The 14,337-nt window shown below is 66.7% G+C and carries 14 protein-coding genes; 5 read left to right on the top strand and 9 right to left on the bottom strand.

Going from position 1 to position 14,337, the window contains the following annotated elements; genetic code table 11:
- Window positions 1–158: 158 nt before the first annotated feature.
- Entirely contained in the window at window positions 159–842 is a 684-nt protein-coding gene (locus Q0W90_RS17870; protein ID WP_297775515.1) for a hypothetical protein, read from the top strand.
- Window positions 843–890: 48 nt separating this feature from the next.
- Window positions 891–2,447 carry a DNA polymerase Y family protein gene (locus Q0W90_RS17865; protein ID WP_297775513.1) on the top strand — a complete coding sequence of 519 codons (1,557 nt, stop codon included), beginning with the start codon at window positions 891–893 and terminating at the stop codon, window positions 2,445–2,447.
- Window positions 2,448–2,507: 60 nt separating this feature from the next.
- Here Q0W90_RS17865 and Q0W90_RS17860 read toward each other — a convergent pair whose 3' ends face one another.
- On the bottom strand, window positions 2,508–2,954 hold the full coding sequence (locus Q0W90_RS17860) for a hypothetical protein (RefSeq protein ID WP_297593719.1): 447 nt from the start codon (window positions 2,952–2,954) through the stop codon (window positions 2,508–2,510).
- A 231-nt stretch (window positions 2,955–3,185) separates the two neighbouring features.
- Between Q0W90_RS17860 and Q0W90_RS17855 the strand changes: the two genes are divergently transcribed.
- Both Q0W90_RS17855 and Q0W90_RS17850 read left to right on the top strand, forming a co-directional pair.
- Complete coding sequence (locus Q0W90_RS17855) at window positions 3,186–3,956, top strand: TetR/AcrR family transcriptional regulator C-terminal domain-containing protein (RefSeq protein WP_297593717.1); 771 nt, start codon at window positions 3,186–3,188, stop codon at window positions 3,954–3,956.
- A 116-nt stretch (window positions 3,957–4,072) separates the two neighbouring features.
- Complete coding sequence (locus tag Q0W90_RS17850; protein ID WP_297699826.1) at window positions 4,073–5,302, top strand: acyl-CoA desaturase; 1,230 nt, start codon at window positions 4,073–4,075, stop codon at window positions 5,300–5,302.
- A 9-nt stretch (window positions 5,303–5,311) separates the two neighbouring features.
- Here Q0W90_RS17850 and Q0W90_RS17845 read toward each other — a convergent pair whose 3' ends face one another.
- From Q0W90_RS17845 to Q0W90_RS17820, 6 genes are all read right to left on the bottom strand, one after another.
- Window positions 5,312–5,557, bottom strand: a complete 246-nt coding sequence (locus tag Q0W90_RS17845) for a hypothetical protein (RefSeq protein ID WP_297593713.1) — start codon at window positions 5,555–5,557, stop codon at window positions 5,312–5,314.
- Between the two features lie 45 nt (window positions 5,558–5,602).
- Window positions 5,603–6,175, bottom strand: a complete 573-nt coding sequence (locus Q0W90_RS17840; protein ID WP_297699824.1) for a DUF5994 family protein — start codon at window positions 6,173–6,175, stop codon at window positions 5,603–5,605.
- A gap of 189 nt (window positions 6,176–6,364) precedes the next feature.
- Complete coding sequence (locus Q0W90_RS17835; RefSeq protein ID WP_297775510.1) at window positions 6,365–7,552, bottom strand: alpha-hydroxy-acid oxidizing protein; 1,188 nt, start codon at window positions 7,550–7,552, stop codon at window positions 6,365–6,367.
- Between the two features lie 72 nt (window positions 7,553–7,624).
- A complete protein-coding gene (gene kasB / locus Q0W90_RS17830) occupies window positions 7,625–8,878 on the bottom strand; it encodes a 3-oxoacyl-ACP synthase KasB (protein WP_297775507.1) in 1,254 nt (417 codons plus the stop codon).
- A gap of 90 nt (window positions 8,879–8,968) precedes the next feature.
- A complete protein-coding gene (locus Q0W90_RS17825) occupies window positions 8,969–9,421 on the bottom strand; it encodes a hypothetical protein (protein ID WP_297593705.1) in 453 nt (150 codons plus the stop codon).
- Window positions 9,418–10,473 (bottom strand): nucleoside hydrolase, encoded by a 1,056-nt coding sequence (locus tag Q0W90_RS17820; RefSeq protein WP_297593703.1) that lies wholly within the window; start codon window positions 10,471–10,473, stop codon window positions 9,418–9,420. The genes Q0W90_RS17825 and Q0W90_RS17820 overlap by 4 nt, the downstream gene beginning before the upstream one ends.
- A 48-nt stretch (window positions 10,474–10,521) precedes the next feature.
- Here Q0W90_RS17820 and cmaA1 point away from each other — a divergent pair, with 48 nt between their 5' ends.
- Entirely contained in the window at window positions 10,522–11,400 is an 879-nt protein-coding gene (gene cmaA1, locus Q0W90_RS17815; protein ID WP_297775517.1) for a cyclopropane mycolic acid synthase CmaA1, read from the top strand.
- Here the strand turns inward: cmaA1 and Q0W90_RS17810 are convergent, their stop codons facing one another.
- Both Q0W90_RS17810 and Q0W90_RS17805 read right to left on the bottom strand, forming a co-directional pair.
- Window positions 11,401–13,407, bottom strand: coding sequence for an SDR family oxidoreductase (locus Q0W90_RS17810; protein ID WP_297699822.1), 2,007 nt, complete (start codon window positions 13,405–13,407; stop codon window positions 11,401–11,403).
- A 66-nt stretch (window positions 13,408–13,473) separates the two neighbouring features.
- Complete coding sequence (locus Q0W90_RS17805) at window positions 13,474–14,187, bottom strand: histidine phosphatase family protein (RefSeq protein ID WP_297775504.1); 714 nt, start codon at window positions 14,185–14,187, stop codon at window positions 13,474–13,476.
- Window positions 14,188–14,337 lie beyond the last annotated feature (150 nt).

Raw genomic sequence — 14,337 nt, 5'->3', positions numbered from 1 at the left:
TTGCAGTCTCGCGGCAGACAAAAACACCATTAGCCACAGCCGCCCCTCGCGTTTCTTGACGGTGTCAGAGGGTCGGTGTTTACTTCGAAATGTATCGAACATACATTCGAATATGCTCCCCGGAAGCTCCCGGAAGCGTGGTGCAAGGAGGCTAGGTCATGACCGCGGCTTTTGCCTCCAGTCGCCACGAAGAAACCCGTGCTGAGCAGCTCGAATCGCTTCGCCGTCGGATGGCGAGCATCTCCGCAAAGAAGACCGGGCCGGCTGTCCCCGACGACCTGCTGGCCTCGGAATCGTGGCTGGCGCTGCCGCAGTGGCTGGCGGACCTGTTGCCGGCGCCGCTGCCGCGGGGAACGGTGGCGGTGCTCTCGGGTGCCCGGTCGCTGCTGTTGAGCATGGTCGCCGCGGTCACGGCGGCCGGCGGCAACGCCGCGATCATCGGTCAGCCGGACATCGGGCTGCTCGCCGCCGCGGAGATGGGGGCGGATCTGAGCCGGGTCGCGGTGATATCGGATCCCGGAACCGATCCGGTGGAGGTGGCCGCGGTGCTCGTCGACGGCATGGACCTGGTGGTCCTCGGGCTGGGTGGGCGCCGGGTGCCGCCGACCCGGGCGCGGGCGGTGGTGGCGCGGGCCCGCAGCAAGGGGTGCACCCTGCTGGTCACCGGCGGCGATTGGCAGGGCGCGCCGACGCGGCTCGCGGCCCGGGTCTGCGGTTATGAGATCACCCCGGCTCCTCGAGGGACGCCCGCCCCCGGATTCGGTCGGATCAGCGGGGTGCGGCTGCAGGTCAGCGGGATGTGTGCGGGACGACGGGTGATGCCCCCAGCACGAGCCGGGTGAATCCCGGTGGTAACCCCTTCTGGTTCAAGGGTTTTGGCGATCTGGTGCATGGATTGGCCCGCGGTCGCGGCGGCCGCGGCCGCGGATCTGACCGCGACCACCCCGGTCGCGGTCACGTTGGCCAACCGGGTGATCGCCTGCTCGTCGGCCGCCCGCGCGGGGGGGGTGCGGCGGGGGTTGCGACGCCGGGAGGCGGCGGCCCGGTGCCCGCAACTGCATGTCACCACCGCCGACGCGGACCGTGACGCCCGCTTCTTCGAAGCGGTGATCGCGGCGGTGGACGACCTGGTGCCCCGGGCCGAGGTGCTGCGGCCCGGGCTCCTGGTATTGCCGGTGCGCGGGGCCGCCCGCTATTTCGGGTCCGAGGTCACCGCCGCAGAGCGGCTGATCGATGCGGTGGCCGCCGCCGGTGCCGAATGCCAGGTCGGGATCGCCGACCAGTTGTCCACCGCGGTCTTCGCGGCGCGGGCCGGCCGCGTCGTCGAGCCGGGAGGCGACGCGAGGTTTTTGTCGGTACTGTCCATCCGCCAACTCGCCACCGAGCCGAGCCTGTCCGGTCCCGGCCGAGAAGAGCTGGCGGACCTGTTGTGGCGGATGGGGATTCGCACCATTGGGCAGTTCGCCGCGCTGTCGCGCAGCGACGTGGCTTCCAGGTTCGGCGCCGACGGGGTGGCCGCGCACCGGTTGGCCCGCGGCGAGCCCGAACGGCCGCCCTCTGGGCGGGAACCCCCGGCTGAGCTTGAGGCCGTGCTGGACTGCGATCCACCGATCGACCGGGTTGATGCCGCGGCGTTCGCCGGGCGCTCGCTGGCCGGCGCGCTGCATCAGGCGCTGATGGCCGCCGGCGTGGGATGCACCCGGCTGGCAATTCATGCCGTCACCGCCAACGGCGAAGAGCGCCATCGGGTGTGGCGGTGCGCCGAACCGTTGACCGAGGACGCCACCGCCGACCGGGTGCGCTGGCAACTCGACGGATGGTTGAGCAACCGCACCGCGGCCGATCCCCGTCCCACCGACGCGGTGACGCTGCTGCGGCTGCAGGCGGTGGAGGTGGTATCCGCCGAGGCGCTGCAGTTGCCGCTCTGGGGCGGACTGGGGGAGGAGGACAGGCTGCGGGCCCGCCGGGCGCTGGTGCGGGTGCAGGGCCTGCTCGGCCCGGAGGCGGTGCGCGTGCCGGTGCTGTCCGGTGGTCGCGGGCCGGGAGAGCGCATCACGTTGATCCCGCTGGGTGACGAGCCGGTGCCGCGGACCGATCCCGATCTGCCGTGGCCCGGCCGACTCCCCGAGCCGTCGCCGGCGGTGTTACTGGACGACCCGGTGGAATTGCTTGACGCCCAAGGGAACCCGATACGGGTGACCAACCGGGGTCTGTTCTCCGCCGACCCCGCCCGCATGATCACCCATGGCCGAGACGAGCGGCTGTGCTGGTGGGCCGGGCCCTGGCCGGTCGACGAGCGGTGGTGGGATGACCGGTCCGTGGGCGGTCAAGGGGCCGGACCAGGAGGGAGTCGCACCGCCCGCGCCCAGGTCCTGCTGGAGAGCGAGTGTGCGTTGCTGTTGTGCTATCGCCAGCGGCGCTGGTATCTCGAGGGAAGTTACGAGTAGCTCAAGACCGCCAGGGCCCCTTACCCGCGGACCGCCTTTTTCGGCCCCGGGGGCCGACGCTTACCGATGTCCACCGGTGTGCGCCGTGCGTGCTGGTTGTCGACCACGCCCCCAGCGGCCGAACAGGGAACCCTTATTCCGGTGGGCCGTGGCGGTCGTCGGCGTCACCGCTGCGCCGGTGGGTTCGCCTGCCTGCGGATGTCCGAGCCCTGCATCGCGGTTGACAAACGCCGCTTCGCGCTGGGACCTGCTCAGTTCCCGTCGGGCATCTCGCCCGCGCACTGCGGTGCGCCGAGCCCCGGCCAGCAACACGCTCAGGCCTAGCATCGCCAGCGCGCCAATCACGATCCCAAAGAGGAACAAAGTGCCGGTCGATCCAGTGACGTGATAACCGAACACGGCGAAGTTCTCGGTCAACGGGTGGGCGGCACCCGCATTGTTCAATACGCCGGTGACGCCGATGATCACGGCGACGAGTACAACAACCAATCCAACGATGACGAGCATGTCGATACCTCTAAATCCTGGGGCTAAGCCTCCAGTACACGCCGATATCGGAATGCTGTCAACAACGTAGATTGATAGCGTTGACCTACGGTGTAGCCTAGATAGTGGCCCGATCAGGCCCGGCGGATCTTAAGTCTTGCCGGTGACGGTGGCGCCAACGCAGGTGCTGTTAACGCCGTAGGTCGGCAGTGAAGATACGACGAAATGGCCCAACAGATTAGGTATTCAACGATGACCCAGCCTCCGAAGAGACGAACAGGGTCGGGGCAAACCGCCAAGACGCCAGCCTCAGGCGAGGAGGACGAAGAGAGCAGTCCGATCACTCGTGCAGCAGTCCTCGCGTGTGCGCTCGAGATCATCGACCGCGATGGCGTCGACAAGCTGTCGATGCGACGCCTCGGTGCAGCGCTCGGCCGCGATCCCATGGTGCTCTACCGGCATGTGCCCAACAAGTCCGCCGTGCTCGATGGGGTCGTCGAGATGATCTTCGAGCAGCTCTCGGTAAATATTTCAAGCCCGGACTGGGTCGCGGCTCTGCGGACCCTCGCCCACGACTTCCGCGACTTGGCGCGCGCGCACCCAAACGTGGTGCCGCTGTTGGTTACCCGACCGCTCGCAACGCCACTCGGGATGCGGCCGCGAGGGATCCTGCGACACCTCGAAGACGTCCTTGCGCTGCTGACTCGGGCAGGCTTCACTGGCAGTGACGCGCTGCACGTGCATCGGGCGTTGTTCGCCTTCCTGTACGGCCATGTCCTGACCGAACTTCAGGAGATCATCGAGCGCCCTGAGGAAACCGACCACGTGCTACGGCTCGGGTTGTACCGCCTTCCGATCGACGAATTCCCCCACTTACGAAACCTCGCCCCAACCTGGGCCTCCTATGACGGTCTTGCCGAACTCGACCGCGGACTCGACATCCTGCTCAGTGGGTTGGCCGCCCAGCTTGGCTTCCGCGGCGACGGCGTTCCCGCTCGGGCGCCTCATCCGGGGCAGTCCTAAACACACCACCAAGAAGGACATGATGATGAACTTGCCGCAGTGGAATCTCCCCGCCATGTCTGTCGACCAGCCAGAAGGGCTGCGGCCGACCTCGGCTAGATGTTGATGAGACGCTGATGGCAATAACAAACGTCGTCGAATATGCACATTTGAACGCCGCGGACCTGGAAGCGCTCGCGGTCGCATTGGACGGGATCCGCCGCGAGATCGAAAATTCGCGCGGCGAAAAAGATAGGGCATACATCCGGCGGGCCATCGTGTTTCAGCGTTGCCTCGACGCCGCCGCGCGAGTGGTGATTGCCGGGAGCCGCAACAAGGTCGGCTGGACGCTCGGCACCACAGTGCTGGCCGTGGCCAAGAGCATCGAGAACATGGAACTCGGCCATAACATCAGCCATGGCCAATGGGATTGGATGAACGACCCCGAAATCCACTCCAGCACCTGGGAATGGGACATGGCGGCAGTCTCGTCGCAGTGGCAGTACTCTCACAACTACCGCCACCACGTGTTCACCAATGTCATCGGCATGGACGACGACCTCGGTTATGGTGTCATGCGGGTCACCCGCGACCAGAACTGGCGGGGGAGTAGTCTGCTGCAGCCGTTGCGGAACCTGTTGTTGGCGATCGCCTTCGAATGGGGAATCGCACTACAGGGCGTGCACGCGGACAAGAAGCGCCGGGCGATCGACGGTCAGGAATCCGCCCGCATCCAAGCACTGATTCGCAAGGCTGCACGCCAGGCCGGCAAGGACTATCTATTCATCCCCGCACTCAGCCTGAGCCGGTGGCGCCGCACCCTCACGGCAAACCTGACCGCCAACCTGCTGCGCAATGTGTGGGCGTACGTGGTGATCTGCTGCGGACACTTCGCCGACGGCGCAGAGAAGTTCACTCCGGCCGTGCTGGAGAGCGAGACGAAGCCCGAGTGGTATCTGCGACAAATGTTGGGTACCGCGAACTTTCGCGCCGGGCCGGTGCTGGCGTTCCTGAGTGGAAATCTCTGTTACCAAATCGAACACCATCTTTTCCCTGATTTGCCCAGTAACCGGTACGCGGACATCGCGCAGCAGGTGCGGGCAGTGTGCGCCAGCTATGACCTGCCGTATACAACGGGTCCATTGGCCCGCCAGTACCTGCTCACCTTGCGCACCATCTGTAAGTTGGCACTACCGGATCGATTCCTCGCCGTCACCTCCGATAACACACCCGAGACGGCATTCCAAGGCGCTGCCGGACGTACTCCGAATACAGGGTTCCCAGATCGCGACCGACATATCCCCGCTGCGACCCGGTCGTGCTCGGGACCACGAGTGGGTGCACCGTCGGACAATCGTTCTCGATGACCGTAGGTTTCAGCCTTCTTTCAAGGCCAGTTGTCTTTGCAGCTCGATCAGTCGAGTCTCGAGTTCGACCACCGCATGTGCGACGACGCTGGATGCCAGGGCTGCGCGCGCGGCCGGGCCGGTCGGGCCGGCGGACGTAGCATTGTCGATGTCCTCGAGCCGCCGAAGCATCCGCTGCGAGATGACTGCTTCGAGAGGCAGGTCGTCGATACCAAAATTGCTGAAGGCTTTAAACGTTGGTTCGTCACTTGGCATTGATCTTCGTCCCTAACGTGTGATGCGGTGCAGTGAACGAGCCTGCTAGACCGGGCCGTCGCGGGAAATCGCTTGAAAGCGTTGTCGATTCCGACTCGTTGATCGTTTGGATCGGCCTTGCGATTCCCAGCGCCCCTGTGCGGCGGCCGCTCTTGTGGCCCTTTCCCGGTCCCGCTCGCTGATCATGAGCAGGGAGTCGAGACTTGACGTGTCGTTTGGTTCTGCGGCGGACATCACGATCGCGTGTGCATGGTCAGGGGCGGTATACCACGGGACGACCAGCAAGACGATTTTGCTGCGATCGGCGCCCCGAACTTCGAGCGTGTTGGACGGCTGGCGGTGGCGGCCGTCGAGTCGGACCGTTCGCTCACCGGCGGTGAAGTGGGCGGGCGTCTCCGTCCATTCGTTGAAGTTGTATGTCACGCAGTCGATTTCGCCGAGCCGAGACGACAACACCTCGATCAGGTCTGGCAGCTCCGCGGGAAGGTCATCGCTGCGCGGCCACCATGCTCCATCCACGTGCCCGATGCGAGGCGCTTGGGGCTTCAATTGCAATCGCGTGCGGACGCGCGATGTGTCGTGCTGTCTGAAGCGCCTGTGGGTATGTTCCAGCGTCATTGCGACGATCCCTCTTGGCCACCAACCGGCCAATTGTCGAAATCGGTGACGACACGACCCGGTCCGGTTCGCGCACAAAATACCGCCGATACCCTTACCCTACGCGCGTCTGGTTCGGAAACAGAGAGTCTCGACGACTTCGAGTGCACAACGCGCTGGCCCAGTTTGTCGGGCCACGGTCACTCGGCACTACCGCTCATGCGAAAAATGATCCGCCCCAACATGTCCTACCGGCCGCAGCGCCTCGGGGGTCAGCTCCTTGAGCGAGGGGTATCCGTCGACGGCCATGATCAGGTCCGCTTCGGCCAGCAGCGAGCGCAGCACGTGCACGATGCCGTCGACGCCACCGAGCGCCAGCCCATAGGCGTAGGGGCGACCGATCCCGACGGCGGTCGCCCCCAGCGCGAGCGCCTTGATGATGTCGGCCCCGCCGCGCACACCCGAGTCGAACAGCACCGGCATCCCGTCGGCGGCCTCGATCACATCGGGCAGGCAATCCAAGCAGGGCAGCCCGCCGTTGGCTTGCCGCCCGCCGTGATTGGAGCAGTAAATGCCTTCCACGCCAATGTCTTTGGCGCGACGAACGTCCTCGGGGTGGCAGATGCCCTTGACCATCAGCGGCAGGTCGGTCTCCGCCCGCAACCACTCCAGGTCCTCCCACCGGAACGGGCCGCCGAAAATCGGCAGCTTGCGCACCGCCGCCTCGGTGGCGTCTTCGCCCTGGCTCAGGTTGGCGCGAAAAACCGGATCGCTGGTGTAGTTGGCCAGGCATCCGCTGGGCACCTGGGGGTAGTTCCCTCCGCTCAGGTCACGGGGCCGCCAGCCGGTGACCCAGGTGTCCAGCGTGACGGCGATGCTTTTGAAACCGCACTCCTCGGCGCGGTGCACCAGGCTGGCGGCCATCTTGCGATCCGGCGGCGTGTACAGCTGGAAAAACGCTGGGGTATCGCCCAGTTCGGCGGCGACATCTTCCATCGGGTCGGACGTGAGCGTTCCCACGAAGAACGGGACGCCGGTGCGGACCGAGGCCCGTGCGCACAGTATGTCCCCGTGGCCGTCCGGGTCGCACACCCCGATGACGCCGATGGGCGCCATGAAGATCGGAGACGGAAACCGCATGCCGAACAGCTCGACGGACATGTCGCGCTGCTCGGGGGCGATCCCCATCCGCGGATACAGTCCCCACCGTTTGAAGGCCGCGCAGTTGGCGCGCTGGGTGTGCTCGTCACCGGCGCCGCCCGCGACGTACTGCAGCACCTTCGGCGTCATCGCCGCCGCCGCCTTCTCCTCCAGGTCCTCGAACCTGATGGGGTACTGCGGCTGATTTCCGTGCAACGACTGGTCGTACAGCTCTTTTTGATAATCGGCGAAGGCCATAGTCGCTGCTTTGCCCCGTGGTTCCCCCGCCAAACGAGGGCCCGAGATCCGGCGCCGGCGTCTGAGCCGCTGTCAGTATCGCCCAAAAGCGATGCACACGTTGTGCCCGCCGAACCCGAACGAGTTGTTGATCGCGTACTCGTAGTTGCCCGGCCGCGGTTTGCCCGCCACCACGTCCAGGTCGATCTCGGGGTCGAGGTTTTCCAGGTTCAGCGTCGGCGGAATCACCTGATCGCGCAGTGCGAGCACGGTCAGGATCGATTCCACCGCGCCGACCGCACCCACCGAGTGACCCAGCGCGGCCTTGGGCGCGTAAACCGCCGGCTTGTTGCTGCCCAGCGCGTTGTTGATGGCCTTGGCCTCGGCGAGGTCGCCGACCGCGGTCCCGGTCGCGTGGGCGTTCACGTGGCCGATATCGCCCGGTGTCAGCCCGGCGACCTGAATCGCGCGGGACATCGCGTGCCCGGCGCGTTCGCCGCTAGGCTCCGGGGCCATCATTTGGTAGCCGTCGGAGGTGATTCCGGCGCCCATGATGCGGGCCACGATGTTGGCGCCGCGGGCCTTGGCGTGTTCCTCGGTCTCGATGACCATCAGCGCGCCCGCCTCGCCGAACACCAAGCCGGTGCGGTCACGGTCGAACGGGCGGCAGGCGCCGACCGGGTCGTCGTTCTCGGTCGACATCAGGGTGCGCATCTGGGCGAACGCCGCGATCGGCACCGCCTCGATCTTGGCCTCGACGCCACCGCAGATGGCGATGTCGGCCTCGCCGAGCACGATGTTGCGCCAGGCCTGCGCGATGCCCTCGGAGCCCGACGCGCACGCCGACGCCGGGGTGATCGCACCGGCTCTGGCGTGCCGCTCCAGCCCCACCGCCGCGGCGGCTCCGTTGGGCATAAATCTCTGGATCCCGAGCGGGTAGACGGCCTTCAGGCCGCGAGCGCGCATGTCGTCATAGCTGAAGACCAACTCTTCCGACGGGCCCAGACCAGTGCCGATGGACACCAACAAGCGGTCGCAGTCGACCTCGGGACTCCCGACGTTCTCCCAGACCCGCCGGCCCAGAATGGTAGACATCCGCTGCAGGTGAGCGGTTCGACGCAGCTCCACGCGGGTCAACTGGCTGTCGAATTCCTCCAGCAGATGCCCGCCGATGCGCACCGGCAGGTCGAACTCCTCGACGAACGGGTCCTCGAGCCTGCGGATACCACTTTGGCTGTCCAGCAACAGCTTCCAGGTGGTCTCGGCGTCAGTTGCCAACGCGGTCGTCATGGCGAAGCCAGTGACGACCACATTCGGCAGCGTCTTACCGGTAATCAGCTCCGTCATGACTCGCGAAACCTTTCACTTGAGCCGTCAACGCTGACGTCGAGCGCCACACCAAATTATGAACACACAACCTCTCATTGTCCCCTGCCGTTATTGGGCGCGCACCGCTTGAGCTCGTGCCATCAGTCCACGACCGCCGGGCAGGGTGCCCACCACGGCGCGCGCCAGCCGGTCGCGGCCACGCACACCGTCGGTCCTGACCTTTCCGGTGCGCAGGTGCCGCCAGCCCAGGGCCGCCCACGACGCCGCGACCAGGGCGTCGGTCACCCCGCCGCGGGCCCGGCGCCGGTCGATGACGGCCAGGCCGAGCGCGGTCGCCGAGTGCACCGTGTCGACCCAGACCCCGGCCGCCAGCACCTCCGGACCGGGGTCGACCCCCGACAACAGCGCCTGGACCAGATGGCGTGCGCCCAGGATCCGGGTGACGACGACCGCCCTGCGATCCACCCGTGCCCCGTGAATGTGGCCCAGCACCTCGGCGGGGGCGGCCAGCAGCACGCCGCCCCATCCCGCGCGGATCAGCTCGATGGCACGAATCTTCATGGTGTACCGGCTAATCGGCGCGCAAAGGGGCCCACCCGTTCGATGAACCGATCGAAGAAGGCCGCCGGGTTCCCCTCTTTGAGGTCAATCCCGATCAGGGCGTTGGGCTCTCGAGGACCCGACCAGTCGGTCACCGTCATGGCGCGGGTCAGGGTCCCGGTCAGCTCGATGTCCACCGTCGCCGGACGGGTCGTCACGAGCTCCGGATCCAGCGCGACGGCGGCGGCCAACGGATCGTGCATATGTGCCTGATACCCGTGGCCGAGTTCGTGATAGGCCTCCAGGTAGAACCGCGTCGCGTCCTCGATCACCCGGATCAGCGGATTGGACGCGCTCGACCGGGTTCCGCGTGCGTCGTGCTCGCTCAGCCGCGTCGTCGTCGACTCCGCGGCGCCCGCCAGCCGCGCCAGGTGCTCCGGCGTCATCGCGACCCTGCGCGTCAAGTTCAGGCCGCACAGGATCGGAAGGCGGTGCTGCCCAATGGCTTCCTCACTGGCTTCACGACCCCACGCCGCCAGCACCTCGGCCGCGGCCTCGGGGTCCACGCTGATGTTCCATTCCGCCACCGCGGTGGTGTTGCCCCGGTGGTCGTAGGAACCGCCCATGATCACCAGCCGGCGCAGTAGCGTCGGCAGCGTGGGCTCGGCGCGCAGCGCCAGCGCCAGATTGGTCAGCGGGCCCGTCACCACGCCGATGAGCTCACCGGGGTGGGCGCGCGCCGCGCGCACCCACGCTCCGGCCGAGTCGTAGTCGGTGAGCCGGTGCCCACCCGGCGGCAGGTCGGCGTAGCCCAATCCCCTGGGCCCGTGGACTTTTGACGGCAGACGCATCGGCCCGGTCAGGGTCTGATCAGAACCCTTGGAAACCGGTATGCCGTCGACATCGCACAGCCGCAGCAGGCCCAGATTGTTTTCGCAAACCTGCTCTACGCAGACGTTTCCTCCGGTCGAGGCGATGCCGACCACCTCGACGTCCGGGCTGGCGAACAGGTACATCAGCGCCAGCGCGTCGTCCACGCCGGTATCGACGTCGACGAAAACGGGAGCGTTCATGGGGTACAACATAGCCAAATCGGCGATTAGGCTGAGCTGATGCCCACGATGTCGGAGCCCCCCGAGGGCACGGAATTAACGCCGCACTTCGACGACGTGCAGGCCCACTACGACCTGTCGGACGACTTCTTCCGGCTATTCCTCGACCCGACCCAGACGTACAGCTGCGCCTACTTCGAGCGTGACGACATGACGCTGGAAGAAGCCCAGATCGCCAAGATCGATCTCGCCCTCGGCAAACTTGGGCTGCAACCGGGCATGACGTTGCTCGACGTCGGCTGCGGGTGGGGCGCCACCATGATGCGCGCGGTGGAACGCTATGACGTCAATGTCGTCGGCCTAACCCTGAGCCGCAACCAGGCCGACCACGTCGAGCGGATGATCGCACGGTCGGGGAGCCCCCGTTCCGCGCGGATCCTGCTGCAGGGCTGGGAGCAGTTCGACGAGCCCGTCGACCGGATCGTCAGCATCGGCGCCTTCGAGCACTTCGGGCACGAGCGCTACGACGCGTTCTTCACCCTCGCGCACGACCTGCTGCCCGACGACGGGATCATGCTGCTGCACACCATCACCGGGCTGCACCCGACGGAGATGGCCGAGCGCGGCATGCCCTTATCATTTCTGTTCGCCCGATTCGTCAAATTCATTGTGACCGAGATCTTCCCGGGCGGGCGGCTGCCGTCGATACCGATGGTGCAGGAGCGTGCGACCGCGAACGGTTTCACCGTGAGCCGCGTGCAGTCGCTGCAGCCGCACTACGCGAAGACGCTCGACATCTGGGCCGCCGCGCTGCAGGCCCACAAGGACGAGGCCATCGCGGTGCAGTCCGAGGAAGTCTACGAGCGGTACATGAAATACCTGACCGGCTGCGCGGAGATGTTCCGCATCGGATACATCGACGTCAATCAGTTCACGCTGCAGAAATGACTACCAGTGCACGCCGGGCACCAGGCGGACCAGCCGCTTGACTCCCCGGGGCGTGCGGATGCCGCCGGTGACGGCCCGGACGGGCCGGTTGGGCTTGCGGCGTGCGGCCCGTTGCGCCGGCGCCGGACCCGCGTGCTGGCCGCGCGCCGCGGCCGAGTCGGGATAGCCGAGATAGAGCTGGTGCAGGATTCGCCGAGAAGTCCTGGGGGCGAAGTAATTTCCGGCTTCGGCGAGCGTGCCCAGCGGGGTGTCGATGCGCGCCGGCTTTTCCACCAGCCCGCGCACCACCATCGCCGCCGCGCGCTCGGGGCTGATCGCCGGCACCGGGTTGAGCCGGTGCGACGGCACGATCATGGGGGTGCGCACCAGCGGCATGTGGATGTTGGTGAAGGTGATGTGGTCGGACAGCACCTCGGAGCCGACCACGTCGGAGAACGCGTCCAGCGCCGCCTTGGTCGGTAGGTAGGAGCTGTATTTGGGGTTGCGTGCCTGCACGCCGGCGCTCGACACGTTGACGACGTGACCGAATCGCCGCTCGCGCCAATGGGGTAGCAGCGCCAGCACCATCCGCACCGCGCCGAAGTAGTTGACCGCCATCACCCGTTCGTAATCGTGCAGCCGGTCGGTGGAGTTGACGACCGAACGGCGGATGGAACGGCCGGCGTTGTTCACCAGGTAATCGACATGCCCGAAGCGTCCCAGGATGTCTTTGACGGTGTGTTCCACCGACGCGGAATCGGTGACATCGCAGGTAAAGGCATGGGCGACACCACCATTGGCACGGATCTCGGCGACCAGCTGGTCCAGCGCCGCGCCGTTGCGGGCCAGTGCGAAAACGGTGGCGCCGCGCTCAGCGATCGCGATGGCCGATGCACGGCCGATGCCGCTGGATGCGCCGGTGATGATGACGTGCCGACCCTGCAACGGTCCTTGCGGATCGTCGCGGCGGGCGCGATCCGGATCGAGGTGCTGCGCCCAGTACCGCCAGAGCCGGGGCGCGTAGGAGGAGAACTCCGGAATCAGTATTCCGGTGCCCTGCAAGGCGTTTCGGGTCTTCTCGCTGACGAAGGTGGGAGCCAGATCGACGAGGTCGAACACCTGGGCGGGAATGCCCAGCTGGGTGGCCGCCATGTTGCGCACCACCCTGGCCCGTCCGCGCACCTTGAGCACCGGGGCGGCCACCGAGCGGGGCAGCGACCCGCGCAGCGGCGGCAGCCCGGCCGCCTTGGCCACACCGCGGTAGATGCCCCGCAGGCCGATGGTCTTTTCGGCGGTGAGGTGGAACGCCCGCCCGTCGCAGCCCTCGGCATGCAGCAGGGCGACCAGCGCGTCGACGACGTAGTCGACCGGGACGATGTTGGTGCGGCCGGTGTCGGGCAGCAGGATCGGGGTCAGGGCCGGCAGCACCGCCAACTTGGCCAGCACGCCGAAGAAGTAGTACGGCCCGTCCACCTTGTCCATCTCGCCGGTGCGTGAGTCGCCCACGACCACCGCCGGGCGGTAGATGCGATAACGCAGCCCGGCCGCCGAGCGCACCAGCAGTTCGGCTTCGAACTTGGTCTGGTGATAGGGCGTCGGCAGTTGCTGGCCGACGTCGAAATCGTCCTCGGTGTATTCGCCGCGAAAATCACCCGCTACGGCGATCGAGGAGACGTGGTGCAACGTCGCGTCGAGCCGCTGCGCCAGGCCGATCACGGCGCGGGTGCCCTCGACATTGGTGGCGCGCTGCTCGGCCTCGCCGGCCGTGATGTCGTAGATCGCCGCGCAGTGCACCACGTGGTCGATCCCGCCCAGCTCGGCGAGGACCTCGTCGGTCAGGTCCAGCTCCGGCAGCTCGGCGACCAGCGGCTTTACCCGCTCACCCCACACGGCCGCGAGCCGTTCGAAGCGGCCCAACGAGCGCCGACGCACCAGCACCCAGACCCGCGCATCGGGCCGGGTTTCCAAAAGACGGGACACGACGCGGCGACCGATAAACCCGGTACCGCCGGTAACGACATACCGCATGAAGACATGGTGGCGGTTGGCAGCCGCGCGCGTCAACTGCCGATCTTCAAAAGGGGCTTGGTCCGGCTAATTGTGGAAGTCGCGGATGCCGTCCCAATCGACCAGCGTCCAGCCGGTCATCGGGTTACCGGTGATCACCACGCGGCCGGTGGTGGGCAGCGGGTGGGTGTTCATCAGGCTGTCCTTGCCGTTGCGGACGTTCATCAGCGTCCACACCATGATCGAGTTCCTGTGTGAGAACACCACCGCGTTGTGGTGGCCGCTGTTGTAGATCTTGTTGACGGCCGCGGTGAACTGGTCGTTGAACTCTTTGCCGCTGATCGAGCCGGGGATGCTGTTCGACACATCGCCCTTGATCCAGTCCGCCGGTGCCAGCAGGTACGTCGAGGACGCCATCGAGTCGGGTTTGCCGTTGTACCAGCCGGCGTTGATCTCCTGGACGCCGGGCAGGACCTCCACCTGCTTACCGAGTTCGGCGGCCAGCGGGGCGGCGGTTTGCTGCGCCCTGGTCATGGTGGAGGCGTAGACGCTGTCGTAGTCCTTGCGGCCGAGTTGGTGCGCGACCTGTTCGGCCTGCCCCTTGCCCTCCGGGGTCAGACCCGGGCCGGGTACGTCGGTGTCGATGGTGCCGCTGGCGTTGGACTCCGACTGGGCGTGCCGGACGAACGTCACCGTGATGGACCGCGCCTGCGGTGAGCCGCCGCAGCCGGCGACGATTACCGTTGCGGTGAGAGCGGCGACTGCTGCTGAGGCCTTCCGGATCATGCTGCGCTTGGGCATGTCGATAGCCTGCCCTGCCGACGGCTTCGGTGGGAAGGGTTTGCGATGGTTGACTGCAGAAAAGCTCTCGACTTCCCAGAAAAGGAGCCCCCATGGCGATTGACCCCAGTGCCGTCGGCGCGGTGACCGAACCCATGCTCTTCGAATGGA

Source organism: Mycobacterium sp. (assembly GCF_025933915.1).
Lineage (GTDB): Bacteria > Actinomycetota > Actinomycetes > Mycobacteriales > Mycobacteriaceae > Mycobacterium.
This window is presented reverse-complemented; position numbering and strand designations above follow the sequence as displayed.